Origin of the sequence: Massilia phyllosphaerae, assembly GCF_034659755.1 — a bacterium.
Lineage (GTDB): Bacteria > Pseudomonadota > Gammaproteobacteria > Burkholderiales > Burkholderiaceae_D > Telluria > Telluria phyllosphaerae.
This window is the reverse complement of record NZ_JAXSQX010000007.1, coordinates 119,505-145,391: the sequence shown is the minus strand read 5'-3', so window position 1 is coordinate 145,391 and position 25,887 is coordinate 119,505. Positions and strand designations below refer to the sequence as shown.

At 67.0% G+C, this 25,887-nt stretch carries 21 protein-coding genes, 4 tRNA genes and 2 pseudogenes; 11 read left to right on the top strand and 16 right to left on the bottom strand.

Features of this window, described 5'->3' with window-relative positions:
• The first annotated feature begins 12 nt into the window (after positions 1 to 12).
• The gene (locus tag U1H99_RS24180; RefSeq protein WP_323144242.1) at positions 13 to 849 is read left to right on the top strand and encodes a hypothetical protein; all 837 of its coding nucleotides are present in this window, start codon (positions 13 to 15) and stop codon (positions 847 to 849) included.
• On the opposite strand, the gene U1H99_RS24175 is transcribed toward U1H99_RS24180, so the two are convergent.
• From U1H99_RS24175 to rnr, 4 genes and pseudogenes are all read right to left on the bottom strand, one after another.
• Positions 809 to 1,498: a YceH family protein gene (locus U1H99_RS24175; RefSeq protein WP_323144241.1), complete on the bottom strand. Its 690-nt coding sequence runs from the start codon at positions 1,496 to 1,498 to the stop codon at positions 809 to 811. The genes U1H99_RS24180 and U1H99_RS24175 overlap by 41 nt on opposite strands.
• Positions 1,499 to 1,609: 111 nt before the next feature.
• The gene (cysE, locus tag U1H99_RS24170) at positions 1,610 to 2,347 is read right to left on the bottom strand and encodes a serine O-acetyltransferase (RefSeq protein ID WP_323144240.1); all 738 of its coding nucleotides are present in this window, start codon (positions 2,345 to 2,347) and stop codon (positions 1,610 to 1,612) included.
• Between the two features lie 116 nt (positions 2,348 to 2,463).
• Positions 2,464 to 3,210 (bottom strand): 23S rRNA (guanosine(2251)-2'-O)-methyltransferase RlmB, encoded by a 747-nt coding sequence (gene rlmB, locus U1H99_RS24165; protein ID WP_141829002.1) that lies wholly within the window; start codon positions 3,208 to 3,210, stop codon positions 2,464 to 2,466.
• A gap of 1,162 nt (positions 3,211 to 4,372) precedes the next feature.
• Positions 4,373 to 6,599, bottom strand: a pseudogene (gene rnr, locus U1H99_RS24160) (ribonuclease R); the annotation flags it as partial.
• Positions 6,600 to 7,000: 401 nt separating this feature from the next.
• On the opposite strand from rnr, the gene U1H99_RS24155 reads away from it, so the two are divergent.
• The 4 genes from U1H99_RS24155 to U1H99_RS24140 all read left to right on the top strand — a co-directional run bounded on the left by U1H99_RS24155 (position 7,001) and on the right by U1H99_RS24140 (position 7,465).
• Positions 7,001 to 7,085, top strand: a tRNA-Leu gene (locus U1H99_RS24155).
• A gap of 37 nt (positions 7,086 to 7,122) precedes the next feature.
• Positions 7,123 to 7,207 (top strand) — tRNA-Leu (locus U1H99_RS24150).
• 45 nt (positions 7,208 to 7,252) lie between these two features.
• Positions 7,253 to 7,337: transfer RNA gene (locus U1H99_RS24145), tRNA-Leu, on the top strand.
• A gap of 43 nt (positions 7,338 to 7,380) precedes the next feature.
• Positions 7,381 to 7,465, top strand: a tRNA-Leu gene (locus U1H99_RS24140).
• An 86-nt stretch (positions 7,466 to 7,551) separates the two neighbouring features.
• On the opposite strand, the gene U1H99_RS24135 is transcribed toward U1H99_RS24140, so the two are convergent.
• Entirely contained in the window at positions 7,552 to 8,415 is an 864-nt protein-coding gene (locus U1H99_RS24135) for an alpha/beta hydrolase (RefSeq protein WP_323144239.1), read from the bottom strand.
• Positions 8,416 to 8,441: 26 nt separating this feature from the next.
• Positions 8,442 to 8,882, bottom strand: coding sequence for a Cu(I)-responsive transcriptional regulator (gene cueR / locus U1H99_RS24130; RefSeq protein WP_323144238.1), 441 nt, complete (start codon positions 8,880 to 8,882; stop codon positions 8,442 to 8,444).
• Between the two features lie 83 nt (positions 8,883 to 8,965).
• On the opposite strand from cueR, the gene U1H99_RS24125 reads away from it, so the two are divergent.
• Both U1H99_RS24125 and U1H99_RS24120 read left to right on the top strand, forming a co-directional pair.
• Positions 8,966 to 9,169: a hypothetical protein gene (locus U1H99_RS24125; protein WP_323144237.1), complete on the top strand. Its 204-nt coding sequence runs from the start codon at positions 8,966 to 8,968 to the stop codon at positions 9,167 to 9,169.
• Positions 9,170 to 9,262: 93 nt separating this feature from the next.
• Positions 9,263 to 9,877: a phasin family protein gene (locus U1H99_RS24120; RefSeq protein ID WP_323144236.1), complete on the top strand. Its 615-nt coding sequence runs from the start codon at positions 9,263 to 9,265 to the stop codon at positions 9,875 to 9,877.
• Positions 9,878 to 9,884: 7 nt separating this feature from the next.
• Here the strand turns inward: U1H99_RS24120 and tssA are convergent, their stop codons facing one another.
• Positions 9,885 to 10,898, bottom strand: a complete 1,014-nt coding sequence (gene tssA, locus U1H99_RS24115) for a type VI secretion system protein TssA (RefSeq protein WP_323144235.1) — start codon at positions 10,896 to 10,898, stop codon at positions 9,885 to 9,887.
• An 11-nt stretch (positions 10,899 to 10,909) separates the two neighbouring features.
• Positions 10,910 to 11,470: pseudogene (locus U1H99_RS24110) on the bottom strand (AAA family ATPase); the annotation flags it as partial.
• Between the two features lie 93 nt (positions 11,471 to 11,563).
• Here U1H99_RS24110 and U1H99_RS24105 point away from each other — a divergent pair.
• The 3 genes from U1H99_RS24105 to U1H99_RS24095 all read left to right on the top strand — a co-directional run bounded on the left by U1H99_RS24105 (position 11,564) and on the right by U1H99_RS24095 (position 16,387).
• Positions 11,564 to 12,310 carry a hypothetical protein gene (locus tag U1H99_RS24105; protein ID WP_323144234.1) on the top strand — a complete coding sequence of 249 codons (747 nt, stop codon included), beginning with the start codon at positions 11,564 to 11,566 and terminating at the stop codon, positions 12,308 to 12,310.
• 112 nt (positions 12,311 to 12,422) lie between these two features.
• Positions 12,423 to 14,117 carry a VRR-NUC domain-containing protein gene (locus U1H99_RS24100; protein ID WP_323144233.1) on the top strand — a complete coding sequence of 565 codons (1,695 nt, stop codon included), beginning with the start codon at positions 12,423 to 12,425 and terminating at the stop codon, positions 14,115 to 14,117.
• Positions 14,114 to 16,387: an ATP-dependent DNA helicase gene (locus U1H99_RS24095; protein ID WP_323144232.1), complete on the top strand. Its 2,274-nt coding sequence runs from the start codon at positions 14,114 to 14,116 to the stop codon at positions 16,385 to 16,387. Before U1H99_RS24100 ends, U1H99_RS24095 begins: the two co-directional genes overlap by 4 nt.
• Positions 16,388 to 16,392: 5 nt before the next feature.
• Here U1H99_RS24095 and U1H99_RS24090 read toward each other — a convergent pair whose 3' ends face one another.
• The 6 genes from U1H99_RS24090 to U1H99_RS24065 all read right to left on the bottom strand — a co-directional run bounded on the left by U1H99_RS24090 (position 16,393) and on the right by U1H99_RS24065 (position 20,012).
• The gene (locus tag U1H99_RS24090) at positions 16,393 to 17,145 is read right to left on the bottom strand and encodes a LytR/AlgR family response regulator transcription factor (RefSeq protein WP_323144231.1); all 753 of its coding nucleotides are present in this window, start codon (positions 17,143 to 17,145) and stop codon (positions 16,393 to 16,395) included.
• A gap of 3 nt (positions 17,146 to 17,148) precedes the next feature.
• Entirely contained in the window at positions 17,149 to 18,282 is a 1,134-nt protein-coding gene (locus tag U1H99_RS24085) for a sensor histidine kinase (protein WP_323144230.1), read from the bottom strand.
• Positions 18,283 to 18,298: 16 nt separating this feature from the next.
• Positions 18,299 to 19,015, bottom strand: a complete 717-nt coding sequence (locus U1H99_RS24080; RefSeq protein ID WP_323144229.1) for a LiaI-LiaF-like domain-containing protein — start codon at positions 19,013 to 19,015, stop codon at positions 18,299 to 18,301.
• Complete coding sequence (locus U1H99_RS24075; protein WP_141828971.1) at positions 19,005 to 19,400, bottom strand: LiaF transmembrane domain-containing protein; 396 nt, start codon at positions 19,398 to 19,400, stop codon at positions 19,005 to 19,007. Before U1H99_RS24075 ends, U1H99_RS24080 begins: the two co-directional genes overlap by 11 nt.
• 223 nt (positions 19,401 to 19,623) lie before the next feature.
• Positions 19,624 to 19,794 (bottom strand): hypothetical protein, encoded by a 171-nt coding sequence (locus U1H99_RS24070; RefSeq protein ID WP_323144228.1) that lies wholly within the window; start codon positions 19,792 to 19,794, stop codon positions 19,624 to 19,626.
• A 62-nt stretch (positions 19,795 to 19,856) separates the two neighbouring features.
• Positions 19,857 to 20,012, bottom strand: a complete 156-nt coding sequence (locus U1H99_RS24065) for a hypothetical protein (protein ID WP_323144227.1) — start codon at positions 20,010 to 20,012, stop codon at positions 19,857 to 19,859.
• 618 nt (positions 20,013 to 20,630) lie between these two features.
• Here U1H99_RS24065 and U1H99_RS24060 point away from each other — a divergent pair.
• Positions 20,631 to 22,577: a polysaccharide biosynthesis protein gene (locus U1H99_RS24060; RefSeq protein WP_323144226.1), complete on the top strand. Its 1,947-nt coding sequence runs from the start codon at positions 20,631 to 20,633 to the stop codon at positions 22,575 to 22,577.
• A 128-nt stretch (positions 22,578 to 22,705) separates the two neighbouring features.
• Here U1H99_RS24060 and U1H99_RS24055 read toward each other — a convergent pair whose 3' ends face one another.
• Both U1H99_RS24055 and U1H99_RS24050 read right to left on the bottom strand, forming a co-directional pair.
• Positions 22,706 to 23,611, bottom strand: coding sequence for a polysaccharide biosynthesis/export family protein (locus tag U1H99_RS24055; protein ID WP_323144225.1), 906 nt, complete (start codon positions 23,609 to 23,611; stop codon positions 22,706 to 22,708).
• Between the two features lie 186 nt (positions 23,612 to 23,797).
• Entirely contained in the window at positions 23,798 to 25,855 is a 2,058-nt protein-coding gene (locus U1H99_RS24050) for an energy transducer TonB (protein ID WP_323144224.1), read from the bottom strand.
• Positions 25,856 to 25,887 lie beyond the last annotated feature (32 nt).

Sequence of the window (25,887 nt, the reverse complement as noted above, 5' to 3'; positions counted from 1 at the left end):
GCGGCGATGAACATGCGCCCTCTTCACGCCACCCTGGTCCTGGCGCTGGCTGCCAGCCTCGCAGCGCCAGGCGCTGCCGGCGCCGCACAGGCGGCGGACGAACCTGGTACCGTGCACATCAACGCCGTCAAGAATCCCGAGCTGCGCGCCTACCGCGCCATCGCGGCCGGGCTCGACACCTTCGACGCGCAGCATGCGCTGGCCCCGGACGTGCCGCAACTGCGCTTCCAGGTGGAAGGACGGGATGGGGAGGCGCTGGAGGGCGAGTGGCCGGTGGCACGCATCGCCGCCGACGACTTCTCGATTCCGCTGAGCCTGGACGAACATGCCCGTTTCAGCGTGCCGCGCAGCCAGGCCGCCTGGGACGCCAAGGCCGAATTGATCCTGAACCGCAAGAAGAACGAAGTCCGCGTCGAGACCTGGGTGCGCACGCCGGGACTGCCCGACAACCAGTACCGCATGGGCGATATCCGCCTGGACTGCCGGGTAAAGGTCGCGATCGGCAAGGCAGAGATACCGTTCTGGGCGGTCGGGCTGGTCAACGGCCTCCTGCTCACCACCGACTGGTGCTCGTGGTTCAAGGGAGAGACCCCGAAAGGCGGCGACCGCAACTGGCCGCGCAGCGCCAACGCGAAGTTCAGCGCTGCAACGCTGCGCGACGGCGAGCGCAGCCTGGCGCTGAAGGTCAGTGGAAAATCCTTCCGCATCCCGATCGGCGACACCAGCTGGAGCAACGATGCGCTGGTGGAGGTGACGTATGCGCCGACGGCATCCACAGCCGAACCGGCGTCCGACGCGGCCGCGCCGCTTACTCGAACTGCTGGCGAAACGCCGCGAACTGCGCCTTGAGTTCGTCGACCTCGGCACGCAGGCTGGCCACTTCCTGCTCCAGCTGGGCCACCCGCGAACCGGAAGACGGCGCGCTCGGCGCACTGGCGGCACCGAACGCGGAATCGTCGCGCGCCAGGTTGATCGCGCCGCCCAGCAGGTGGCCGTAGCGCGATTCCTTGGTGCCGGGGGCGCGTTCCAGGCGCGCCACCAGCGGCGGGTATTTGTCGATCAGGAACTGCAGGCCGGCCTCGACGTCGGACACCGACTTGAAGTCGTACAGGCGCCCGCTGCGCGAACGGATCTCGCCTGCGGTCTGCAGGCCGCGCAGCATCAGCACGGTAAGAATGGCGACCTTGTCCTGCTCGAGCGACCACTTGATGCGCATGCGGTGCTCGTATTTCACGACGCGGGCGCCGGCCTGGGTGATGCCGTTGACCAGCTTGCGCTGCATGAGGCGCTGCAAGGTGTCGTGCACCACGTCTTCCGGCAGCTGCATCACCGGATCGCGGCTGGACAGCTGGTTGCAGCCGTTCATCAGCGCGTTCAGCGTCAGCGGATAGTTGTCCGGCGTGAGCGCTTCTTTTTCGGCAAGCACGCCGAGGACACGGATTTCGAAGGGATCGAGGTCGGATGCCGGGTCGAAGCTGCCCGGGATGTTGTCTTCCATATTTCTCTCTTTACGCTTGTTCAAAAACGGCCCTGGCGTTGTTGCGGCGCCTCGCCGTGCTAACGCACTGTCGTGTCGACGCGCCTAGCCATGGCCGTTTTTGAACAAGCGTCAATCGACCAGGCGGTTCAGCTGGGCCTGATCCAGTTTATCACTCTCGTCCATTCTCTGGCAGGCGATGCCGGCCGCCTTCATGGTGGCGCACAGGCGTTCGATCTGCTCGTCCTGGGCCGCCGCGTGGGCGATCAGGTTGCGCAAAGCCTTCGACAGCGGGTCGTCGCCGTTGGGCGTGACACCGTAGGCCGCGAACATCTGGGCGCTGCGCACCTGCTCTTCCTTGCGTACCAGATGGGCCGGGTTGCCGACCGCGGTGGCACCGGCCGGCACCGGTTTGACGACCACGGCATTCGAGCCGATCTTGGCGTACTCGCCCACGGTGAAGGCGCCCAGCACCTGGGCGCCGGCACCGACGATCACGCCGCGCTCGAGCGTCGGATGGCGCTTGGTGCCGGCCACCAGCGTGGTGCCGCCCAGGGTCACGCCCTGGTAGATGGTGCAGTCGTCGCCGACCACCGCCGTTTCGCCGATGACCACGCCGAAGCCGTGGTCGATGAAGACGCGCCGGCCGATGGTCGCGCCCGGGTGGATCTCGATGCCGGTGATGATGCGCGCGATGTACGAGATAAAGCGGCCCAGCCATTTGAAGCCGGCATACCAGCAGGCGTGCGCCCAGCGATGCATGACCACGGCATGCAGGCCGGGATAACAGGTGAGCACTTCCCATCCGTTGCGCGCCGCAGGGTCGCGTTCGATGATGCTCTGGATATCTTCACGCAGATTGGAAAACATAGGATAAAACCGTGGCAAACAGACATCATGGTAGCGTATCCGGGCCGGTCTTGCTTAGGAGGGGAAACAAATTTGGAGGGACGTCGTCCCCGCCAGCGCGGGAACGACGGTCAATCTTACTGCGGCTCTTTGGCCAGGCGCTGGCGGCGCGCCTCGTACAGGCAGACGCCGGAGGCGACCGAGACGTTCAGGCTCTCGACCGAGCCGAACATCGGGATGTTGACCAGCACGTCGCAGGTCTCGCGCGTCAGGCGGCGCATGCCCTCGCCTTCCGAGCCCATCACCAGCGCGGTCGGGCCGGTGAAGTCGCCTTCATACAGGCCCTTGTCGGCGTCGTCGGACGTGCCGATCAGCCAGATGCCGCGGTCCTTTAGGTCGCGCATGGTGCGCGCCAGGTTGGTGACGGTAATGTAGGGCACGCTCTCGGCGGCGCCGCTGGCGACCTTGGCGGCGGTGGCGTTCAGGCCGACCGAACGGTCCTTCGGGGCGATGACCGCATGCGCACCGACGCCGTCGGCGACGCGCAGGCAGGCGCCCAGGTTGTGCGGATCGGTGATGCCGTCCAAAATCAGCAGCAGCGGCGGACCTTCCACCACGTCCAGCAGCTCATCCAGGTTGCGCGCCAGCGACAGCTGGCTGGCGAACGCGATCACGCCCTGGTGGCGGCGGGTACCGACGATCTTGTCGAGGCGTGCCGACTCCACCGGCATGACGCGCACGCCGGCCTGCTTGGCGTTGGCGATCAGGTCCTGCATGCGGCGATCCTGGCGCTCGGCGTCGACAAAGATCTCTTCCACCGATGCCGCCTCGTGCCGCAGGCGCGAGGTCACCGCATGGAAGCCAAAAATCATTTTATTTTTCATTCGTTACGTCTTCTTCCTGCTAGTTTTAAACCATGGGGTCAGAGCCCGGTTTCCACGGGTGGGCTCTGACCCCATCTGACTACTGCTGTCGTGCCGACGGCGCCCGCTTACTTCGCCTTGGGTGCAGCTTTTTTGGCCGCTGCTTTTTTAGCCACCGCTTTTTTGGCAGCCGGTTTTTTCGCTGGCGCCGTTACAACGGCTTGCGCCGCTGGCTCGGCCGAAGCTTGCTCGGCCTGCTTGCTGCTTGCCCGCTTCTTTTTCGGCGCCGGTTCTGCCGGGGCGGATTCCGCTGCCGGCGCCTCCAGCGCCATCGACTTGGCGGCGCGCTTTTTCTTCGGTGCCGGTTCCGGCTCCGGTGCAGGCACTGATGCCGGTGCCGGTGCCGATGCAGGTGCGGCAGCTTCCTGCGGCGCCTGCTTTGCAGCACGTTTCTTCTTCGGTGCCGGTTCAGCTGGTGCGACCGGTGCGACCGGTTCCGGAACCGGCACGGGTGCCGGTTCCGGCGCCAGGACGGCAGCTTCCTGCGGCGCCTTCTTGGCAGCGCGCTTCTTCTTCGGTCCCGGCTCGGCCGGTGCAACCGCAGGCTCGGGAACCGGTGCCGGTGCCGGTGCCGGGGCCGGGGCCGGAGCCAGTTCCGGCGCTACGGCTTCCTCGGCAACGCGTTTTGCCGCGCGCTTCTTCTTCGGTGCCGGCGCAGGCACAGGCTCGGCCGGCGCAGGCGCGGCTTCGACAGGCGCAACCACAGTCGGCTCGACTGCGGCCGGCTCGACTTCCGGTGGCGCCGGCGGTGGCGGTGGCGGCGCCACATCGGCAGCCACGGGCGCCGATGCGCCGGCATTGCCTGCCTCCGCGGCACGCGCCGCTTCGGCACGCTGTGCCCGCGCCTTGCGGCGGCGGCTGCTGCGCGACGGCGGCACGAACACGACATCGTCCGGGCTCTCGTCGCTCGCGCTCACATCTTCCTCGAGCGGCTCCTCCGCATCGACCGGAACCGGCCAGGTCAGCGCCTCGTCCGCGACCGGGTTCTGCTCGCGGTTCCCCTTGTTCTTGTTGCGGTTGCGCTTGCGGCGGCGCGATTCCTTCGGTTCCTTCTGGGTCAGCGCTTCCTGGGCCAGGGCGCGGGCACGCTCCAGCGGCGCCGGCAGCGCAGCCTTCTCAGCGGCCGGCTGCGCCAGCACCAGGTCGATCTTGCGCGACTCGAGGTCGACACGCGCTACCTGCACCGTCACCTGGTCGGTCAGCTTGAAGGCCTTGCCGGTGCGGTCGCTGCGCAGTTCGTGGCGCGCTTCGTCGTACTGGAAGTAGTCACCGGTGCCCAGGCCGCTGATGTGGACCAGGCCTTCGACGAACAGCTCGTCCAGCTGCACGAAGATGCCGAACGGGGTCACGCCCGAGATCACGCCGGTGAATTCCTCGCCCAGCTTGTCCTGCATGTAGTAGCACTTGAGCCAGTTCTCGACGTCGCGCGAGGCTTCGTCGGCGCGGCGCTCGTTGGCCGAGCAGTGCACGCCGAGCGCGTCCCAGACGGTCAGGTCCTTCGGATCCTTTTGCCTGCCTTCGAGCTTGTCCTTGGCGGCCTGCTTGCGCGCCGAATTCGACAGCGTCGTGTTCAGCTTGGACAGGTCGATGCCGGTCGGCTCGTACTTCTTGCCCTTCAGGACCGCCTTGATCGCGCGGTGGGTCAGCAGGTCCGGATAACGACGGATCGGGCTGGTGAAGTGGGCATAGTGCTCGTAGGCCAGGCCAAAGTGGCCGACGTTGTCCGGGCTGTAGACCGCCTGCTGCATCGAGCGCAGCAGCATGGTCTGCAGCAGCGTCGCATCCGGGCGTTCCTTGATGCGCTGCATCAGCTCGGCGTAGTCGCGCGCCTGCGGCGTGGTGCCACCGCCCAGGTTCAGGCCGGCCTGCTTGAGGAAGGTACGCAGCTGGTTCAGCTTTTCCTCGGTCGGCACCGCGTGGATACGGAAGGTGCTCGGCTGGTCGTGGCGGATCAGGAAGTCGGCGGCGCAGACGTTGGCGGCCAGCATGCATTCCTCGATCAGGCGGTGCGCGTCGTTGCGGGTGCGCGGCAGGATCTTTTCGATCTTGCCCATCGCGTTCGAGACGATGTAGGTTTCGGTGGTCTCGAAATCGATCGCGCCGCGTTCCTGGCGCGCCTTCAACAGCGCGCGGAACACTTCGTTCAGGTGCAGCAGGTGCGGCACGATGCCGGGACGGCGGCCGGCTTCCGGACCCTGGGTATTGCCCAGGATGGTGGCCACTTCGTCATAGGTCAGGCGTGCCGCCGAATGCATCACGGCTGGATAGAACTGGTAGGCGCCAACTTCGCCGTCTTCGCTCACCACCATGTCGCACACCAGCGTCAGGCGGTCCACGGCCGGGTTCAGCGAGCACAGGCCGTTCGACAGTTTTTCCGGCAGCATCGGGATCACGCGGCGCGGGAAATACACCGAGGTCGAGCGCTCGATGGCGTCGTCGTCGAGCGGATCGCCCGGCTTCACGTAGTTGCTGACGTCGGCGATCGCCACCAGCAGGCGGTAGCCGCGGGTGCGGCCGATCTTGACCGGTTCGCAATACACGGCATCGTCGAAGTCGCGCGCGTCGGCGCCGTCGATGGTCACCAGCGGCACGTCGCGCAGGTCGACGCGCTCACCGAGGTCGATATCGCGCACTTCGTTCGGCAGCTTGTTGGCCTGCTTCAGTGCGGCGGCGGAAAACACGTGCGGCACGCCGAACTTGCGCACGGCGATCTCGATTTCCATGCCCGGGTCATCCAGCTCGCCAAGCACTTCGACGATGCGGCCGGTCGGCTGCTTGAAGCGCGACGGCTGCTCGACCAGTTCGACGCTGACCACCTGGCCGGCCTTGGCCTTGTCCGGGCGGCCGGCCAGCAGGATGTCCTGGCCGATGCGCTTGTCTTCGGGCGCGACTTTCCACACGCCGTCTTCCTGCAGCAGGCGGCCGATGATGTGGGTATTCGCACGCTCGACCACTTCGACGATCGTGCCTTCCGGACGGCCGCGGCGGTCGGTGCCGATCACGCGCGCCAGCACGCGGTCGCCGTGCAGGACCTTCTGCATCTCTTTATCGGGCAGGAACAGGTCGTCGCCGCCCTCGTCCGGGATCACGAAGCCGAAGCCGTCGCGGTGCGCGCTGACACGGCCCGAGACGAAGCTCGAGTGGTCGGTCAATTGATATTCGCCGGAGGCGTTGGCGCGGATCTGGCCGTCGCGTTCCATCGCATTCAGGCGGCGCGTCAGCACGCCCTCGGCTTCGGGATCGACTTGCAGGGCGCGAGCCACGGCGCCACTGTCGAGCGGCGATTCGGCCTGGCGGAAGATGCCGAGGATTTCCTCTCGGCTGGGGATGGTATAGGTTGGGTGCTTCAAATCGTCTTCTTAATCTTGTTGAGCCAGTAGGTTGGCCGACTATCGGCGCAATGGTTGGATTGACACGTCTTCACGCGTAGTGTAACGGAGGACATGGGGATTCGCCTAACTTGGCGTCCGAAGCGTGCTGCGGGTGGCGCGGCCGGATCGGCGCCGGTGGCAGGCCATCGCAACGATCGCATCGTGCCCCTTTGACATTTGCAATTGATCCGCTATACTTTCGCTCTCTTCGAAAACGGCACAGCCGGAAACGAGGAGCGATGCGAGTCAGTCGCAGCCCGGCAAAAGGCAAACGAAAGTTGGTCTAGCGCAAAACGGTAAAGCCTGATATCGTAGCGGAATTCGACGGCAACGTCGAGCAGCAGTAAAGAAGCAGAAGCAAGAAGTAGAAGCAACACAGCGCCCACGTGGCGGAATTGGTAGACGCGCATGGTTCAGGTCCATGTGCCGCGAGGTGTGGGGGTTCGAGTCCCTCCGTGGGCACCAAAGCTGCTGTGTTGTAGGTTGTAGAGGTAATTTGCATGCCCACGTGGCGGAATTGGTAGACGCGCATGGTTCAGGTCCATGTGCCGCGAGGTGTGGGGGTTCGAGTCCCTCCGTGGGCACCAGAAGCTACCTAGTTGTTGCAGTATCGTTGTACAAGTTGTTTGTATGCCCACGTGGCGGAATTGGTAGACGCGCATGGTTCAGGTCCATGTGCCGCGAGGTGTGGGGGTTCGAGTCCCTCCGTGGGCACCAAATGCTACCTGTTGTTGCAGTATCGTTGTACGGTTGTTTGTATGCCCACGTGGCGGAATTGGTAGACGCGCATGGTTCAGGTCCATGTGCCGCGAGGTGTGGGGGTTCGAGTCCCTCCGTGGGCACCAAATGCTACCTAGGTCTTCTGACTTACTAGATATTTTGTCTGGCGCAAAACGCCGCAATCTTTGCAAAAGGATTGCGGCGTTTTGCGTTAGTGGCCGGCCACATAGCGCTCGAGGAAGGCACCGATGCGGCGTTCGTATTCCGCCGGCGCATAGCTATGCAAGTCGACGTGCGCCGCCCCGTCCACCACCCACAGCGATTTCGGCGCCGCCGCGGCCGCGTACAGGCGCTCGGTTTCGGCCAGCGTCGTGTGGCGGTCAGCACTGCCGGCGACGATCAGCAGCGGCATCCCGAGCGATCCCACGCGCGCGATCGGTCGTAGCTGCGCCGGCTGGATGTCCAGGCGCAGCGGCAATTGCCACAACAGCAGCCGCGACAAGGGCGCGCCGAGCGCACCGAGGCGCATGCGCAGGCGGTCCTCGACCGCTTCCTCGATCGACGGGTACATCGACTCCAGCACCGCCGCATCCACTTTCGGGCAATCGCGGCACAGCACCAGCGACGCGGCGCCGAGCGACACGCCGATCACGCCGATGCGCCGGCCAGGCAGGCGGCGCTGCAATTCCGCGAGCGCGGCGCGCACGCCCTCGGCCTCGGTCAGGCCGAAGGTGACCGCCGGCGCGGTGCTGGCACCCTGGCCCGGCAAGTCGATCAGCATGACGGCATAGCCCTCGCGGTGCAGGAAGGCGGCGCGCGCTTCCATCTGGCGCCGGTCGCCATGGATGCCGTGCAGCAGCAGGATGCCGCCCTTGCTCGTCCCCAGCGCCGGGATATAGGAGGCGGCAACGCGCCGGCCGGGACCGGCGTCCAGCGTCAAGGGCTCGGCGCCGAGCGCGACATCGAGCGTCACCGCGCGCGGCTCGACCTTGATAAGGGCGGAACCTAGCACCCAGAGTGCGGCGGCGCCGAGCAGGACCAGAATAAGGAAGCTAGACAGCAGGGGGATGCGCATCGGGTCGATTCGGGCTGAGCTGGAAGTCAGCCATTAGAACACGAGTCGTGCGATGCCAGATCATCAAGAATCGGACAGTCAGAGCGCTGGTCGCCGTGGCAGGAATGGGCCAGCGCCTGCAGCGTGCGCTTCATCGCTTCCAGTTCGGCGATCTTGCGCTCGAGTTCATCGATGTGGGCCGCGGCCAGGCGCCGCACGTCGGCACTGGCGCGGTCCTTGTCCTGCCACAGCGCCAGCAGATTGGCGACCTGTTCCAGCGAAAAGCCGAGCGCGCGGCCGCGGTGAATGAATTGCAGCAGGCGCACGTCCTGCTCGCCGTACAGGCGGTAGCCGGCCTCGGTGCGGCGCGCCGGCGGCAGCAGGCCGATCGCTTCGTAGTGGCGGATCATCTTGGCGCTGACGCCGGATGCCCTGGCCGCCTCGCCGATATTCCATTGCGGGCGGCGCCCGTGATTGTCGTGTTCCATTCGACAAGGGTACACCTTCCCACGATGGCAGGGTCAATGCGTACGCTTGACTTGCAGCGTCAAGCGGTTAAGCTCGGCCCATCATGAAACATGCCATCCTCATTGCCGCCGGGCTCGCGCTCGCCCTCCCCGCCTTCCTGCACGCCGAGCCGGCGCCCTGGTTCCAGTGGCGCAGCAAGGCCACCGGCACCCTGGTCTGCACGCAGACACCACTGGGACCGGGCTGGGAAAAATCCAGTGGGCCGTATCGTGACGCCCGTTGCGAAAAACGCATGCCTGTTAAATAATGCCTGCGCTGGCATGAAGATTCGATAACAAGAAAGAGGAGCAGTTCCAGGTCGTCCGCAGGTATCCAGTTCATCTATCGCGAGGAGAAAACGATGTTCACCAATCCCGAGCAATTCGCATCCGCCACCAAGACCCTGTTCGATCTGCAGGTCCAGACCTTCAATGCCCTCGCCAGCAAGGCGGTGCAGGGGGTCGAGCAGGTGGTGGCACTCAACCTGAGCACGGCCCGCAATGCGCTGGAAGGCACGCTGGCCACCGGCCGCGCAGCCAGCCAGGCCGGTGATCCGAAAGCCGCCATCGATGCCGTGCAGTCGCGCATCCAGCCGGGCGTGTCGGAAGCCACCGCCTACGGCGAGCAGCTGCGCCAGATCATCGGCGACATCCAGAAGGATTTCCAGCAGGCCGCCGATACCCACCTGGTCGAAGCCAAGAACACGCTGTCGGCGCTGATCTACGACGTTACCCAGAACGTCAAGCCGGGCCAGGAAAACGCGGTCGAGATCATCAAGGCCGCGATCGACAATGCCTTCAAGGGCTACGAGCAGGTGACCCAGTCGACGCGCGACGCGATGCGCCGGGTCGAGGAACAGGTGGCACGGGCCACGTCCCAGGTCGCGCAGGCGGGCCAGGCCGGCGGCCAGGCTGCGCAATCGGCGGCCTCATCGGCTTCGTCGGCGGCGTCGGCCCAGCCCGGCCAGTCCCAGTAACACCAGCCTAGGACTTCGTCTTGACGCCCAGCAGTTCTTCGATATGGGCGAACGAGGCGTCGTCCTTGACCACTGCCCGCAGCCACACGTGCAGCGGCTGCTCGCCCCAGTGGGCAGCCTTTTCCGCCAGGTAGGCCACCGGGCTGTGCGGCTCGGTGCGGCGGAAGAATTCGGCGACGGCGCGCAGCTGGGCCAGCGCCTGGACCCGGCTCCGGAGCGGACCATTTGCCATGGCCGTGGCCGATGCCGCTTCGCGGCCCTGCTCCAGTGCGGCCGGCGCGGCATCCGCAGGCGCCGCCGTCACGGCGGGTTCCTCACCCGCCAGCGGCTTCACGAACATCAGCACGCTTTCCAGCCCCGACTTGGCCGCACTGAAGCTCGGCCCGTCGGCGCCCAGGCGCGCATCGACGCTCTGTTCGAGGCGGTCGATGGCGGCCTTGCACTGGCCGCAGTCGCGCAGCAGGTTGCGGTAGAAGCTGCGCCCGCCGCGCTGGCGCGCCGCTTCCAGCTTCGCCAGCGCCTCGCCGCCGTGGGCACGGGCGACGTCGAAGTCGCTCAGTGCATACGCAGCCCCACCCGGCGGATTGCCTTCGGTCAGGGGCGCCGCGCGCAGCCAGGGTGCGATGCGCGCGGCCACCCAGGCAAGGTTGCCGATGCGGCGCTCGAAGCCGTCTTCGTCCGGCTGCGGATACAGGCCGTCCCAATGGCGTTCGCACAGCGCCGCGATCAGTTCCAGGCTGTCGGCCAGGCCGCGCACGCCGCCGGTCTTGACGCCGGCTTCGGCCAGCCACACCGCCAGCTGCAGGTCCTTGCTGCGCTTTTCGATCAGTTGTGCGCACTGCTTCGCCACGAACTTCCAGTCGGCTTCCTTCAGGTCGGTGACCCAGGCGCCCTGCTCGATCGACGGATCGTCGGCCTGGCGCGCGCGCACGATGGCGTCGATCTCGCTGGAAAACGCGAGGTCTTCGCCGCAGGGCTGCTGTTCGCTCACAGGCGCCAGCAGCTTGTCGATGTCCAGCATGGCAATCTCCTTCACGCCGCGTCGATCGCGTACTTGATCTTGCCGGCGCGGGTCGCGCTGACCTTGACCTTGCCTAGCGCGCCGCCCTCGGCCATCGTCGCCAGCACGGCATCGGCGATCTCGGGCAGCAGCGTGCCGTTCAGGATGGTATCGACGTTGCGCGCGCCGGAATCGACTTCGGTGCAGCGCCCCAGCACCGCCGCCACCAGCGCATCGTCGTAGTGGAACTGGGCGTTGTGGTTGGCCGACACGCGCGCCTTGATGCGGTCGAGTTTCAGGCGAATGATATTGGACAGCACCTCGTCGTCGATCGGGTAGAACGGCACCACGGTCAGGCGGCCGAGGAAGGCCGGCTTGAAGTGCTTCATCAGGGCCGGTCGGATCAGTTCCGCCAGTTGCTCCGGCGTCGGACGCTCGCTGGCGGGCTTGTTCAGGCAGGCCTGCATGATCTGGCTGGAAGCGGCGTTCGAGGTCAGGATGATGATGGTGTTGCGGAAGTCGATCTGGCGCCCTTCGGCATCGTCCAGCACGCCCTTGTCGAACACCTGGAATATCAGCATCCGTTTCTCCGGTTTGTTTCTAATTAGAAGCAACCTGCAAATCTTAGGAGTAACACGGTGCGCCCTACAGATGAAAATCAAACCGGCTCCAGGCGTCCCAACCTGATGTCGTCATCGCGCCGCAGCGGCGCCGAGATCAATATCCTGGCCATGCTCGACGGCCAGGCGCGCAAGCCGGGACCGTTTGCCCGGCTGCCGCGGGCGGCCTGGTATGGCAGCGGCGGCGTGCTGGCCTGCGCCCTGGTCGGCGCGGTGGCGTGGCTGGTGCACGACCAGTCCGGCAGCGGCTTCGAAGGCCGGGTGCCGGCCGGGCCGCCCGTGGTGCCCCTCGAAATCGTGTCCGAGACGGTGCCGAACCCGGCATTGCAGGTGGATCCACCGCGCACGCATGGCGCCACCGTGGTCGACGTCGTCGCGGCTGCCGATGCGGCTGCCGATGCGGCATCGGTGGTACAGCCGGCGCCGTCCGGCGCCCGTGTGCTGGACGATGCGCGGCAGGAAGCACAGTTGCTGGCGGCCGTCACGCCGGCGTCTGCGCCGCCGCAAGCAGCCGTGCCCGTGCGCCCCGACATGCCGGCCGTGGTCGCGGTCAGCGCGGCGGTCACGCGGCCGGCTCACCACGCGCCGCACCGGGTGCCGCCGAAGGCCGCGCCATCCGCACGCAGTGTCCTTGCCGAGGCCCGCCAGCCGGCATCCACGCATGTCCGCCGCGCCGCGCCCACGGCGCAGAAAGCCAAGCCTGCATCGGCCGCGGTCGACACCGACGTTGCCCTGATCTCGGCCATCATCCAGCACGTCAACCAGCGCGGCGAGGTGAAGGATGGTGCCGCGAAGATGCCAAATCGGCCATAAAGCAACGCTAACCCAGCCATAAAAACCACGAACGTGGCGCAAAAGCGGCAAAAAGGCTGGGTGAGATGAAGTCTCGCCGCTATACTGTACAAGTGTACAGTTGGCGGCGGCGATGATCAGGGTTCTGGAAAACGAGTTTTATTACCTGGATAACTTCCAGCGCGTGCTGGACTGGATCGCCGAGCGCTATGCCGACCTGCTCGACAGCGACGAGCAGGACTTCATCGCCCGCTTTCCCGCCCTGCCGCAGGCGGCGCGCGCCCTGTTCGTGCGCATGGTGATGCGCAAGGGCCACCTGTTCCGCGCCAGCAAACTCAATTACGCCGAAATCGGCTGTCCGCTCGAGGCGGCGCAGGCGCTGCTGCCGACTGGCTGGATCGCGCGCGATCCGGTGGTGTCGCTCGACGAGGTGTTCGACCTGCTGTCCAAGCCCGAGATCGCCCAGGCCTTCACGCTGCCGCCACAGCAGCGCCAGGCCCGCAAGAGCGAGCAGCTGGAAGCGCTGCGCGCCGATTGCGGCGAGAACCGCGCTTTCTCAAACTGGTTCGCAGGCTGCCAGGACACCGTGTTCTCGATCCTGCTGAAACCGCTGTGCGACCGCCTGCGCCTGCTCTTCTTCGGCAACCTGAGCCAGGATTGGACCGAATTCGTGCTGTCCGACCTCGGCCTGTTCCGCTATGAACAGGTCGAGTTCTCACCGGCCTCGCGCGGTTTCCGCAGCCGCGCCGACATCGACCATTACCTGCTGCTGCACGCCTGCAAGGAGCGCTACTACGCCGAAGAACCGGCGCTCGAGGTGCTGCAGGCGGTGCGCGCGCTGCCGCCGCACGCGTTCGACAACGACTGGCTCGACAGCCGGCGCGAACGCCTGCTGTTCCAGCTCGGCCAGCAGTTGGAGAAGGAGAAGGACTGGGAGCAGGCGCACGGCGTGTATGCGGAGTGCCGCTTCCCCGGCGCCCGCGGGCGCGCGATCCGGGTGCTGGAAAAGCACGAGAAGTTCGACCAGGCATATGCCCTGTTCGAGATCGCCAGCGCCGCGCCGGAAAACGAAGCCGAACGCCAGCACCTGCTGCGCATCGGCCCGCGCCTGGCGCGCAAGCTCGGCCACCCGGCCACCAGGTCGCGCCGTGCGCCCCCGCCCAGCCGCCTCGACCTAAACCTGCCCCGCCCCGGCGGCGACTGGCGCGTCGAGGGCGTGGTGCTGGCGCACCTGCACACCGAGCAGGCGCCCGTGTTCTACGTCGAGAACACGCTGGCGAATACCCTGTTCGGCCTGCTGTGCTGGCCGGCGATCTTCGCCGCCATCCCGGGCGCTTTTTTCCACCCATTCCACCGCGGTCCGGCGGACCTGTACAGCGCCGACTTCCAGCGCCGCCGCAAGGCCGAATTCGACGCCTGCCTGGCGCGCCTGGACGACGGCAGCTACCGCGCCGCCATGCGCGCGACCTGGGAGCAAAAGGCCGGACTGCAGTCGCCCTTCGTGTCCTGGGACTACCTGGGCTGGGACCTCATCGCGCTGGCGCTCGACTGCATCCCGGCCGCGCACCTGAAGCTGTGGTGCGAGCGCATCCTGCATGACGTGCGCGACAACCGCACCGGCTTCCCCGACCTGATCCAGTTCCGCCCGGGGGAATCCGACCCGAACCGGCGCTACGACATGATCGAAGTGAAGGGCCCGGGCGACCGCCTGCAGGACAACCAGCTGCGCTGGATCGAGTACTGCGCCGCGCACGGCATGCCGCTCACCGTCTGCTACCTGCAGTGGGCGCAGCAGGACATCCTCGACACCCAGCTTGACGCCGCATGAGCAGCGCCACCGCAGGGACCTACACGGTGGCGGTGCGCGCCATGTGCGAATTCACCGCCAAGCAGGGCGACCTCGACCTGCGCTTCACGCCCTCACCCACCGCCCAGGAAGGCATCCAGGGCCACGCCGTGGTAGCGGCGCGGCGCGACGGCAACTACAAGGCCGAGGTGACCCTCGAGGGCGACTTCGGCCCGCTGCACGTGCGCGGCCGCGCCGACGGCTACGACCCCGACCAGAACCTGATCGAAGAAGTGAAGACCTTCCGCGGCCGCTTCGACAGCATCCCCGACAACCATCGCCACCTGCACTGGGCCCAGCTGCGCGTCTACGGCCACCTGATGTGCCGGCAGCTCGGCATGGACAGCGTCAACCTGGCCCTGGTCTACTTCGACATCGGCACCCAGCAGGAAACCGTGCTGCGCGAAAGCCGCAGCGCCAGCGAGCTGGCCGCACACTTCGAAGAGCACTGCAGCCGCTTCCTGGCCTGGGCCGAGCTGGAACTGGCGCACCGCGCGGCGCGCAACGCCGCCCTCGATGCGCTGCGCTTCCCGCATGCCGATTTCCGGCCCGGCCAGCGCCAGCTCGCCGAAGCCATCTTCCGCGCCAACGCGAGCAAGCGCAGCCTGCTGGCCCAGGCCCCGACCGGCATCGGCAAGACCGTCGGCACCCTGTTCCCGGTGCTGAAGGCGGCGCCGCGCGAAGGCCTCGACAAGATCGTGTTCCTGGCCGCCAAGACGCCTGGACGCCAGTTGGCGCTCGACGCTGCCGCGACGCTCAAGGCAGGCGGCAGCATCCCCTTGCGCGTGATGGAACTGACCGCGCGCGACAAGGCCTGCGAACATCCCGACGCAGCCTGCCATGGCGAGGCCTGCCCACTGGCGAAAGGCTTCTACGACCGCCTGCCAGCGGCGCGCGCCGCCGCCGTCGCCGCGGATGTGCCAGTGCTGGACCGCGCCACCCTGCGCGAGATCGGCCTGGCCCACGACGTCTGTCCCTATTACCTGGGCAGCGAAATGGCGCGCTGGAGCGACGTCATCGTCGGCGACTACAATTACTGGTTTGACGGTGGCGCCATGCTGTATGCGTTGGCGCTGGCCAACGGCTGGAAGACCAGCGTGCTGGCCGACGAGGCACACAACCTGGTTTCGCGCGCGCGCTCGATGTACACGGCGACACTGGAACGGTCGGCGCTGCGCGCCGCACGTTCAGTGGCGCCTCCCAATCTCGTGAAACCGCTGGAAAAGATTGGGCGCGCCTGGCTCGACGCCAGCAAGGCCGCACCCTTGCCCTACCAGGTGCTGGACGGCGTCTCCGAGAAGATGCTGAATGCGCTGCAGAACGCCGCCAGCGCCATCACCGAACACCTCGCAGCCTTTCCGATGCCGCTTGACCCGGCGCTGCAGGAGTTCTACTTCAGCATGCTCCAGTTCCAGCGCCTGGCCGAATCCTTCGGCGATCACTCGATCTTCGACCTGACCCGGGTCGACGAGCGCGACACCGTCCTGTGCATCCGCAACGTGGTGCCGGCGCCCTTCCTGGCGCCGCGTTTCGGCTTCGCCCACTCGACCACGCTGTTCTCGGCCACGCTCGGCCCCTGGCATTATTTCGCCGACCTGCTCGGCATGCCGGCGGACACCGCCTGGATCGACGTCGACTCGCCCTTCCACGCGCACCAGCTGCAGGTGCACGTGGCGCGCAATATCTCGACCCGCTACCAGCACCGCAAGGCGTCGCTGGCGCCGATCGCCGGCCTGATGGCGCGCCAGTACGAGGCCAAGCCGGGCAACTACCTGGCCTTCTTCAGCAGCTTCGATTACCTGCAACAGGCCGCCGACGCGTTCGAGGCGGCGCACCCGGACGTTCCGACCTGGCACCAGTCGCGCCGCATGAGCGAACCGGACCGCGCCGCCTTCCTGGAGCGCTTCACCCCGGACGGCCGCGGCATCGGCTTCGCGGTGCTGGGCGGCTCCTTCGGCGAAGGGGTCGACCTGCCGGGCGACCGCCTGATCGGCGCCTTCGTCGCCACCCTCGGCCTGCCGCAGGTGAATCCGGTCAACGAGCAGCTGCGCGAGCGCATGCAGGCGATGTTCGGCGCCGGCTACGACTACACGTACCTGTATCCCGGCATGCAGAAGGTGGTGCAGGCCGCCGGACGCGTCATCCGCACCGAGCAGGACCGCGGCACCGTGTGGCTGATCGACGACCGCTTCGCGCGGCCGGACGTGCTCGAATTGCTGCCGCAATGGTGGGACGTCGACGTGACTACATGAGGTGACTACCGGATCAGGTCCCTGACACGCGCGTAGCCGCTGCGGCTGACCGCGATCCGGGTGCCGTCGCGCAGCACCGCGCAATGGCTGTCGCGCCCGAGCGGCTCGATGCGGACGACCGCGCCGACGTTGACGATATACGAGCGGTGCACGCGCAGGAAGGCTTGCGGGTCGAGCTGGCCCTCCAGCTCGGATAGGCGCTGGCTCTTCAGCCAGCGTTTGCCGCCGGCGCACACCGCGATGTAGTCGTCCTGGGCTTCGATGTAGTCGATGTCGGCGGCCGCCACCACGTGCACGCGCGCGCCGTCGCGGATCAGCACCCGGCTCAAGAAACCGCGCTGCTTGACCGCTTCCTGCGCGGCTTCCTGTACCACCGCCTGCAGCCCCGCCGCCTGCGGCCCCGGATCGCGCAGGCGCGTACGCGCATGCGCCAGCGCCGCATCCAGCCGCTCGCGCGCGAACGGTTTCAGCAGGTAGTCGACCGCATGCACCTCGAAGGCGCGCAGCGCGAACTCATCGTAGGCGGTGACGAACACGTAATGGGTCTTCGTCCCGGCAAGCTCGACCACCTCGAAGCCGTCCAGCTTGGGCATCCGGATGTCGAGAAACACCAGGTCCGGCGCCAGCTCGCCGATCGCTTTCACCGCCTCGAATCCGTTGGCGCACTCGCCCACGATGTCGACGTCCGGATGCGCCCCCAGGTGCTCGCGCAGCACGGCGCGTGCTAGCATTTCGTCGTCCACGATGATGACCCGCATGATTTATCCATCCTCCGATCCGGTCTCCGCGGGCAGCACCAGCTCCACGCGGAAGCATCCTTCTTCCCTGGTCCAGCGCGCGCCCGCTTCATGGCCATAGGCCGCGGCCAGGCGCCGGCGCACGTTGTCGACGCCGATGCCGGCGCCGCCGGGCGCGCCCGCCTCGCCTGCCTCGTCCGCATCGACGTCGTTGTCGATGCGGATGCGCAGCAGCGAGCCGGCACGCGCCGCCTCGATCCGCACCAGCCCCGGTTCCAGCATGCGTCCGATCCCGTGCTTCACCGCGTTCTCGGCCAGCGGCTGCAGCAGCAGCGGCGGCAGCAGGCAGGGCAAGGCATCCGCTTCGGCCTCGATCGCGACACGCAGGCGCTCGCCGAAGCGCACCTGCTCGATCGCCAGGAAGTGGCGCACCAGCGCGAGTTCCGTCTCCAGCGTGACCTTGCGGTCGGCCTGCAGGCCCAGGCTGTGGCGGAAGAACTCGGCCAGGCGCAGCGTCATGGCGCGCGCACCGGGCGGATCGAGCGCGGTCAGGGCGCTGATCGAATTCAGGCTGTTGAACAGGAAGTGCGGATCGACCTGGGTGCGCAGCATGCGCAGCTCGGCATCGCGCGCCATCAGGCGCGTCTCCAGTTCCTGGGTCTCGAGCCGGCGCACGCGCTCGGATTCCAGCACCAGGTAATTCACCGCCACCGCCAGCCCGTACAGGATCACGCCCAGTCCGAACATCGGCGCCAGCAATGGCGTTAACTGCGGTGCGCCCGCTACCAGCCCCGCCACCAGCTCACCATGCGGCTCCGCGGCCGGCTGCGCGCCCAGCGTCAGCCGCAGCGACGCCAGCAGGCTGCGCCACGCCAGGCCGATTGCGCACCACAGCGCCGCCACGCAGGCTGCGCTCAGGCCGGCGCCGGCGACGATGGCCGGCAGCGACGCCTGGCCGAGCGGATAGGCGCGGCAGACGTAATAGGCGGAATAGCCGGTGGCATACGCATACACGATGGCCAGCGGCACCGCGTACAGCAGGCTGGCGCTCCAGTCGGCGCCGCCGGCGGCGAGCATGGCCGCCAGCAGCAGGCCGAGCATCAGCCAGGCCAGCAGGTACAGCCGGGTGGAGCGCCAGGTGGCGAAAACGCCGTACACGTGAACTGCCGCGCCGTCAGTTGCGCACTTCGATGCCGCCCATGATGGCGTAGCCCCGGATCACCAGGCGCTTGCCGCCGTCGCGCGCGCTGGCGGTCTTCTCGGAAAACCCGCCCATCAGCGCGGTGCCGCTCCAGACCACGGTCCAATCCGGCGGCACCTGGATGTTGATACCGCCCCAGATCGTGAAGACGTTCAGCACGGCTTCCTTGACGATGGACGACTCGCGCAGGTCGAGGGCGCAACCGCCCAGTACCGCGGTGATCTCGCCGCCGAGGAAATCCGCGGTATTGATGCGCCGCTCGACCCCGCCCAGGATCGCCACCACGTCCACCACGTTGTCCGGCGCGACGCTGTCGACGCCATCGAGGCCGGCCGCGCGCAGCGGACGCGGGGTACGGCCCGGACCCAGCGTCCGGAACAGGATCAGGCCGCCGAGCGCGATCAGCAGCAGCGGCCACACCATCGTCCAGCTGATATATAGCACGCCCATGCGCCCCAGGATCATCAGCACGCCGACCCCGATCAGCACTGCCCCGGTATAGCTGCCGCTGCGCGGGCCGTCGCCGGCCAGCACGATCACGCCGGCGGCGATGAAGGCCAGCGGCCAGAAGCCGATCGCGTGGCGGAAGTCGAGGATGTCGAGGTTATCGAGCAGGAACAGCACGCCCATGCCCATCACCAGCAGGCCGAGAACGACCTGGTGCGAGGCGCGGCGGGTATCAGTGGCCATGGTCGTTGCCTCCCTTGTGTTCGATACGATGGTCGTACTTGCCGAACTTGCGTTCCGCCAGCGGACGGATCGCCATCGTCACGCCCGAGATGATGATGAACAGCGGCCAGCTGTTGGCGAAGGTCAGGCCGAACACGCCTTCCAGCACGGCGAACAGCCACAGGCCGATGAAGGCGGTCCACAGGCCGTTGGCGAATTCGCGCCCGCTCGGATAGCCGATGGTCTGGTTGATGCCGATGACGACCAGCAGCAGCGGCGCGTAGTGCCACAGGCTTTCGATCTCGACGATGTTCATCTGGTCGAGCAGGAAGGCCACGCCCAGTCCGACCAGCAGCAGGCCCCACAGGACCTGGCGCCGCAAGTCGTAGGAAGCTTCGTTTTTCATGTGTTCTCCAGGAGGATCGGAATGACGACAAGATACCGGAGTCGCGGCCGGGCGGGAAAGCGCTTTTCGGCGAACGGCGGCACGCGGGCGGTGAATGGCGCGGGGGCCGGCGAACGGCGCAGCGGCGCACCGGCGCACCGGCGCAACGGCAGGTCGTGTCCGGACGCAAAAAAGCCCGCCGGATTGCTCGGGCGGGCCTTGCTGGAACAGTGAAACGGCGCGATCAGGCGGCGTTCAGGACGGCCGGTGCCTGGCCCTTGACCTGGTTACGGTACTTGGCGCGGGCTTCGGCCAGCTTCACTGCTTCGCGCGCGATGTTGGTCTTGCGGATTTCCTGGCGTTCCTTCTTGCCGCGGTGCTGGGCGATGTTCTTGTTACCGATCTTGGCGGTCATAAGTTTCTCCTTCGATGGGGTGCTTTAAAAATGCCGTCGCAACAGTGTGGACGGCGTCGGATTCAGGAACGGGGAGCGCCGGGCTGGTCGTCCCCCTGCATCAGCAGGCTCCAACCCAGCTGGCGGCGGACTTCTTCCGGCGTCGGCGGCGGCTGGGTGTCCCGGGCGCGCCGTTCGAGATACTCGCGCACCAGATGCTTGGGTGGATGACTCGTCATTGGCAAGGACATGGACAACCCTCCGCTGTCTCGGCGTGCCCGCTGCCGTCATTCGGCAGCAGCGTCACGCGGTATTGGTGCCGATCCTCGAGGCGACCGGCTGACCTGTTGAGGTAGTTGGGGCCTACGAAAGATCGCTGGCGCCTCACTCAACGGTTCCATCTTATGCGAAGCGGCTGGGGGCCCACCGTTAGCTGCCGCACACTGCAGATTGGCTCGGGTTCCTGTCCTACAAGAGCGGGCATTTTCTCATCGTTTTCAGCATTTTAATTCCGAGAATAAATTTCCTAATTTCACTTAAACGGAAGAATAAATTAATTCCATTCTGGCGGTTGAGCATGGTCAAACCCATCTTTCTTACGCCCCCGGATAATAGACTTACTCAGCAATACAGAATCTAAACGGTGGCGATTTCCATCCCATCAATATCCGGGTTTTTTAAAGCAGAAAAATAAACTCCTTTCAATTCATCCACTTACGCAATTCCCCTCGCACAAAGAAATCAATTCGACACTCCTACGCAGTCTTTCCAGAATCATGCCCAAATTTAAGCACGGCGTTATGAATCGGTTTTGCTCGCACATGGTTTCGCTGCCGCGCACGGCGAAAATCGCGCTGATGGTCACGGCAGATCTGATTGCTTTGCCCTTCTGTTTCCTGATCGCGATGCTGCTGCGCGGCGGCGACCTGAAACTGGCCTCGCATTTCGGCCCGGCCTCGTATGTGCTGGTGGCCGTCGTGACCATCGCCGCATTTTCGGTGTCCGACCTGTACCGCGCCGTGATCCGCTTCATCGACCAGCGTCTGCTCAGCGTCACCGGCGCATCGCTCGCGGTCGCGATCCTGTGCGCCTGGATCGTCATGTTTGCGATCAACGAGGAAAGCTTTCCACGCAGTGCGCTGGCGATCTACTGGTTCATCGTGTTCTCCTACGTCGTGGCGTCGCGCATCGGCATGCGCAACTTCCTGCGCAACCATAACGCGGCCGGCCGCGGCAACGCCGAAGCGGTTGCCATCTACGGTGCCGGCGAGGCCGGCGCGCGCCTGGCCCAGGCCATGCGCGGCACCGAGGAATACCGCCCGGTGTGCTTCTTCGACGACAAGCGCGCACTCATCGAGCGCAACATCAACGGCCTGCGCGTCTTCCACACCGGGCGCCTGGCCGACATCGCCGCCGCCATGCGCATCCGCTCGATCGTGATCGCCCTGCCCTCGGTGTCGCCGGAACGCCTGCGCGACATCATGCAGCGCCTGTCGCTGTCCGGCGTCAGCACCCGCATCCTGAGCCGTTTGGTCGACCTGTCCGACGACAAGATCACGCCGCGCGACAGCATCCGCGACCTCAAGTTCGAAGACCTGCTCGGACGCCTGCCGGTGCCGCCGCGGCTCGATTTGTTCGCCCGCTGCGTGCGCGGCAAGACGGTGCTGGTCACCGGCGCCGGCGGCTCCATCGGCAGCGAGCTGTGCCGCCAGATCGTCACCCTGGTGCCGGCCCGTCTGCACCTGCTCGACCACTCCGAATTCGCGCTGTACACGATCCGCCAGGAACTCGCCACGCGCTTCCCGGACATCCCGATCGAGGCCCACCTCGGCTCGGTCTGCAACGCGGAACTGGTCGAGCGCATCCTGCGCGACGGCACCGTCGACACCATCTACCATGCCGCCGCCTACAAGCATGTGCCGCTGGTCGAAGCCAACATCGTCGAAGGCCTGCGCAACAACGTGGTCGGCGCCCAGGTGATCGCCACCCAGGCCGCCAAGCACGGTGTCGAGACCTGCGTGCTGATCTCCAGCGACAAGGCGGTGCGCCCGACCAACGTGATGGGCGCCAGCAAGCGCATCGCCGAGCTGATCTTCCAGGCCGCCGCGGCGCGCCACGACGGCCCGACCAACTTCTCGATGGTCCGCTTCGGCAACGTGCTCGGCTCGTCCGGCTCGGTGATCCCGCTGTTCCAGCGCCAGATCGGGCGCGGCGGCCCGCTCACCATCACCCATCCCGACGTGTCGCGCTACTTCATGCTGATCCCCGAGGCGGCCCAGCTGGTCATCCAGGCCGGCGCCATGGCCAAGGGCGGCGACGTGTTCGTGCTCGACATGGGCGAGCCGGTCCGCATCGTCGACCTGGCGCGCACCCTGATCGCCCTGTCCGGCCTGACCGAAAAGACGCCGCAGAATGCCGGCGGCGACATCGAGATCCGCTACGTCGGCCTGTTCCCCGGCGAAAAGCTGCACGAGGAGCTGCTGACCGACGGCGTGGTGTTCCCGAGCGAGCACCCGCGCATCATGCGCATGAAGGAAAACGCATTGCGTCCCGCCGTGCTCGACACCTTCATCAGCTGCCTGATGATGGCCTGCGAGACCCATGAGCGCACCATGATCGAATCGATGGTCAAGGCCATCGTCACCGAATACAACCCGCAGCCGCCCGCCACCATTCCGGTGGCCGCCCCGACGCCGCTGGCGGGATCGCAGCCGCAGCCGCAAGCCTCGCCGCCCGGCGCCCAGCTCGACGCCGAGCCGGCGCGGCTGGGCCTGATCAAGAAATTCGTGCCTTTCCGTATTTAGAGCAGTGCCCCGACCATCCACAGATTCGCGAGGAAACTCATGCGTGACGAAAGCAAACCGGCAATTCTCGAACAGCTCACCAGCAGGCTGCGTGACCGCACCGCCGTCATCGGCATCGTCGGCCTCGGCTAGACCTGGCGCGCGTCGCCGCTCAGCGGGCTGATGCCGCCGCTTTCGCCGAGTGCTTCGTTGAGCGTCAGGCGGCCGTCGTGCATCAGCAGCGCCTTGGGCGTGATCACCTCGCCCGACACGAACACCTTGCTTTCGTCACGCGAATGCACGCGCACGACGTCGCCCGGCGCCAGCATCACCAGGCCGGGATTGACGCCCTTCTGGACCAGTTCGCGCAGGTTGACGGTGTAGCGCTGCTGGCCGCGCTCCAGGGCGATGCGGCTCTGGTCGGCGGTAGGCAGCAGGCCGCCGGCACGGTTCAGCGCCTCGACCAGGGTCATCGGAATGTCGTTGATCGCCTGCAGGCCGGGCGACTTGACTTCGCCGTCGATGTAGACGCGCTTGCTGCGGTAGGCCTGCACGCGCAGCGTGACGTTGGGGTGGGCCAGGTACTTGGCCAGGCGGGTGGTCAGCAGCCCGCGCGCCTGTTCCTCGGTCAGGCCTTCCATCACCAGCAGTCCGACCAACGGAAACTGGATGCGGCCCTGGTGGTCGACCACGAAGCCCTGCGGTACCGCGCTCGCGCTCGCGGCGGTGGCGGGATCGGTGTTGCTGGACGCGGTCAGGCCGCCGGCCAGTTCGGGATGGTCCCACACCACGATCGAGAGGATGTCGCCGCCGCCGATTTTATAGGGCGGCGGATTCGGTACCAGCAGGCTGCCGAGGTTCTGGTTGGCCACCGCGCGGTTCTGCTGCCGCTCGCTGGCGAGTAGCGTCTCAGTGATGAGCTCCGTCGGCGGCGCAGGTTCGTCGGCGCCGGCGTCCGTGCCGGACCGAAAATGGATGCCGGGCACGCTGCACCCCGCCAGGGCCAGCCCGAAGGCCAGGCACAGTACCGGCAGCGGGGCCAGATGCCTGGCCAAAGCACGTACGCATGCCGGGCCCGCACTGCCCATGTTTAGGGGAAATTTCCTGGTAGATGCATTCATGTGGCGCCTGTTGTAAGAGCTGCCAGCCTCTGGCGATCAGAGTCAGGGTAAGCTGCTCAACAGGCAGGGCTTTGGCTTAAGTCAAACGGCTGGCTCAGGTCAAAGGGGGCCGGTCGGGCGTCAACGCATCTCTTCGATCAGCTTGAGGACGCCGGCGAAACTCCACACGCGGCGCAGCTCGATCACATCGTAGTGCGCGGCCACGTTAGGGGGAAACGCCGCGTAGCGGGCGTTCAGGCCGACGGTACGGCGCACGATGTCGTCGATATCGGCGCGGCCGCTGGAGCGCACGATGGTCACGTCCTCGATGCTGCCGTCGCTGCGGATCGCCACGCTGACGATCGGGAAGGTGCGCACCAGGCCCTCGGCCAGCAGGTTCTCGCCGACGATGGCGTTGCGCTCGATCTTCTGGCGCACGCTGTCGATGTACATGCGCAGCGGCACGTCGCGGCTGGCGGCGTCGGCGCGCGCGCGGCGCAGGTCGCGCTGCGCTTCCTCGGCCGGACGCAGCGCCGGTGGCAAGGGCTTGCCAATGTCGATCCCGCGCAGCGCTTCGCGCGCACGGGCCATCACGCCGCCGCCCAGGTCCGCGCGCGGCGCTACCCCGCTGCCCGGGCCGCTGCGGTCGCCGCTGCTGCCGCCTGCGGCAACGCGCGCCCCATTGGCACCGGGGCCGGACGCCGGGCCATCGTCGCGGCCTGCACGCTCCTGGGCGGCCTGCCGGGCCAGCCGGCGCGCACCCTCGTCGGCCTGTTGACGGGCCAGCCGCTCGGCCTGCTGCCGGGCACGCTCGTCAGCGGCGCGCTGTTCTGCCAGCTGGCGTGCCTGCTGCTCTGCCAGCTGCTGCGCACGCTGCTGCTCGGCCAGTTGCTGGGCACGCTGCTGCTCGGCCAATTGCTGCGTCCGTTGCTGCTCGGCCAGTTGCTGGGCACGTTGCTGCTCGACCATTTGCTGGGCACGCTGCTGCTCGGCCAATTGCTGCGTCCGTTGCTGCTCGGCCAGTTGCTGGGCACGTTGCTGCTCGACCATTTGCTGGGCGCGCTGCTGCTCGGCCAGTTGCTGGGCACGTTGCTGCTCAGCCAGTTGCTGAGTCCGTTGCTGCTCGGCCAATTCATGCACTCTCTGCTGCTCGGCCAGCTGCTCCACACGCTGCTGTTCGGCCACCTGCGCCGCCTGCTCCTGCTGGAGCTGCTCAGCGCGCTGCTGTTCAACCTGCAGAGCAAGCGGACGCTCCGCCTCCCGACGTGCCAGCGCCGCATCGCGTTCGCGCTGCTGCTCGGCCGCCTGTTGCTCGACCAGGGCGCGCTCACGCGCCTCGTCACGCTCACGCTGTTGCTGCCGCGCCAGTTCATCCTGTACCGCAGCGCCCTGCCGGGCCAGCGCTTCGCCGCGACGCTCGGCCTCGGCACGCGCGGCCGTCTCGGCTGCGTCGAGCGCCGCCCGTTCGTCGTCCTGGCGCCTCGCCTCACGCTCGCGTTCACGCTGGGCGGCCAGGCGCCCGCGCTGTTCCTCGCGCTGGCGCGGATCGGGCTCGGCCACCAGTTCGGGCGGCGCTTCCACTGCCGCGTCCGGCGCCTGCGTGCTGGCCATGGCATCGGGTTCGGACTCGGGCTCGGCCGCCGGGGGCGGCAACTTGAAATCGTTGTCCGCCGGCGTATCCTGAGCGATTACCCGTGCCGACAAGGTGTCTCCGGGCGTCCTGGGACGCACGCGGCGGCGTGGCGAGGGGCGCGGCGCGATAGTGGATGCTGGAGGCGGCGCGTATGGTAGCGGCGCAGGCGCCGGGGCCGGCACCGGATCGATCAGGCTGAAACCATGCTGCACCGCGCGTGGGGCGGTCCGGGCCGCCGTTGCCGGCGCCGGCAACGGCGTCGCGGACGATGGCGCCACGGGCGGCGTCGCGGGCACGGGCAACGGAACCGGCTGGGGTGCGGCAGGCGGCAGCGCCACCTGAGGCAGAGATGGCGGTACCTGTACCTGTACCGGCAGCGGCAGCGGCGCACTCGGCGCCAATCGCACGGTCAACGGCGCACCGCCCCCCGCATGCAGCCCGGGCACGCCGAAATGCAGTGCCAGCAGCAGTCCATGCAGCAGCAGCGATACCAGCAGTCCCCAGGCAAGGCGGCGCTGGGATGGGTCCATGGAGGCGGCGCTGGTGGCCACGGCGGCATTCGACATGCTGGTATGGTTTATTTGAAATGTTGTCAGAC

Excerpts from the sequence above, each read along its gene's own strand:
- U1H99_RS24180 (WP_323144242.1), top strand. The coding sequence starts at position 13 with ATGCGCCCTCTTCACGCCACCCTGGTCCTGGCGCTGGCTGCCAGCCTC.
- U1H99_RS24175 (WP_323144241.1), bottom strand. The coding sequence starts at position 1,498 with ATGGAAGACAACATCCCGGGCAGCTTCGACCCGGCATCCGACCTCGAT.
- cysE (WP_323144240.1), bottom strand. The coding sequence starts at position 2,347 with ATGTTTTCCAATCTGCGTGAAGATATCCAGAGCATCATCGAACGCGAC.
- rlmB (WP_141829002.1), bottom strand. The coding sequence starts at position 3,210 with ATGAAAAATAAAATGATTTTTGGCTTCCATGCGGTGACCTCGCGCCTG.
- U1H99_RS24135 (WP_323144239.1), bottom strand. The coding sequence starts at position 8,415 with ATGCGCATCCCCCTGCTGTCTAGCTTCCTTATTCTGGTCCTGCTCGGC.
- cueR (WP_323144238.1), bottom strand. The coding sequence starts at position 8,882 with ATGGAACACGACAATCACGGGCGCCGCCCGCAATGGAATATCGGCGAG.
- U1H99_RS24125 (WP_323144237.1), top strand. The coding sequence starts at position 8,966 with ATGAAACATGCCATCCTCATTGCCGCCGGGCTCGCGCTCGCCCTCCCC.
- U1H99_RS24120 (WP_323144236.1), top strand. The coding sequence starts at position 9,263 with ATGTTCACCAATCCCGAGCAATTCGCATCCGCCACCAAGACCCTGTTC.
- tssA (WP_323144235.1), bottom strand. The coding sequence starts at position 10,898 with ATGCTGGACATCGACAAGCTGCTGGCGCCTGTGAGCGAACAGCAGCCC.
- U1H99_RS24105 (WP_323144234.1), top strand. The coding sequence starts at position 11,564 with ATGTCGTCATCGCGCCGCAGCGGCGCCGAGATCAATATCCTGGCCATG.
- U1H99_RS24100 (WP_323144233.1), top strand. The coding sequence starts at position 12,423 with ATGATCAGGGTTCTGGAAAACGAGTTTTATTACCTGGATAACTTCCAG.
- U1H99_RS24095 (WP_323144232.1), top strand. The coding sequence starts at position 14,114 with ATGAGCAGCGCCACCGCAGGGACCTACACGGTGGCGGTGCGCGCCATG.
- U1H99_RS24090 (WP_323144231.1), bottom strand. The coding sequence starts at position 17,145 with ATGCGGGTCATCATCGTGGACGACGAAATGCTAGCACGCGCCGTGCTG.
- U1H99_RS24080 (WP_323144229.1), bottom strand. The coding sequence starts at position 19,015 with ATGGCCACTGATACCCGCCGCGCCTCGCACCAGGTCGTTCTCGGCCTG.
- U1H99_RS24075 (WP_141828971.1), bottom strand. The coding sequence starts at position 19,400 with ATGAAAAACGAAGCTTCCTACGACTTGCGGCGCCAGGTCCTGTGGGGC.
- U1H99_RS24070 (WP_323144228.1), bottom strand. The coding sequence starts at position 19,794 with ATGACCGCCAAGATCGGTAACAAGAACATCGCCCAGCACCGCGGCAAG.
- U1H99_RS24065 (WP_323144227.1), bottom strand. The coding sequence starts at position 20,012 with ATGACGAGTCATCCACCCAAGCATCTGGTGCGCGAGTATCTCGAACGG.
- U1H99_RS24060 (WP_323144226.1), top strand. The coding sequence starts at position 20,631 with ATGGTCACGGCAGATCTGATTGCTTTGCCCTTCTGTTTCCTGATCGCG.
- U1H99_RS24050 (WP_323144224.1), bottom strand. The coding sequence starts at position 25,855 with ATGTCGAATGCCGCCGTGGCCACCAGCGCCGCCTCCATGGACCCATCC.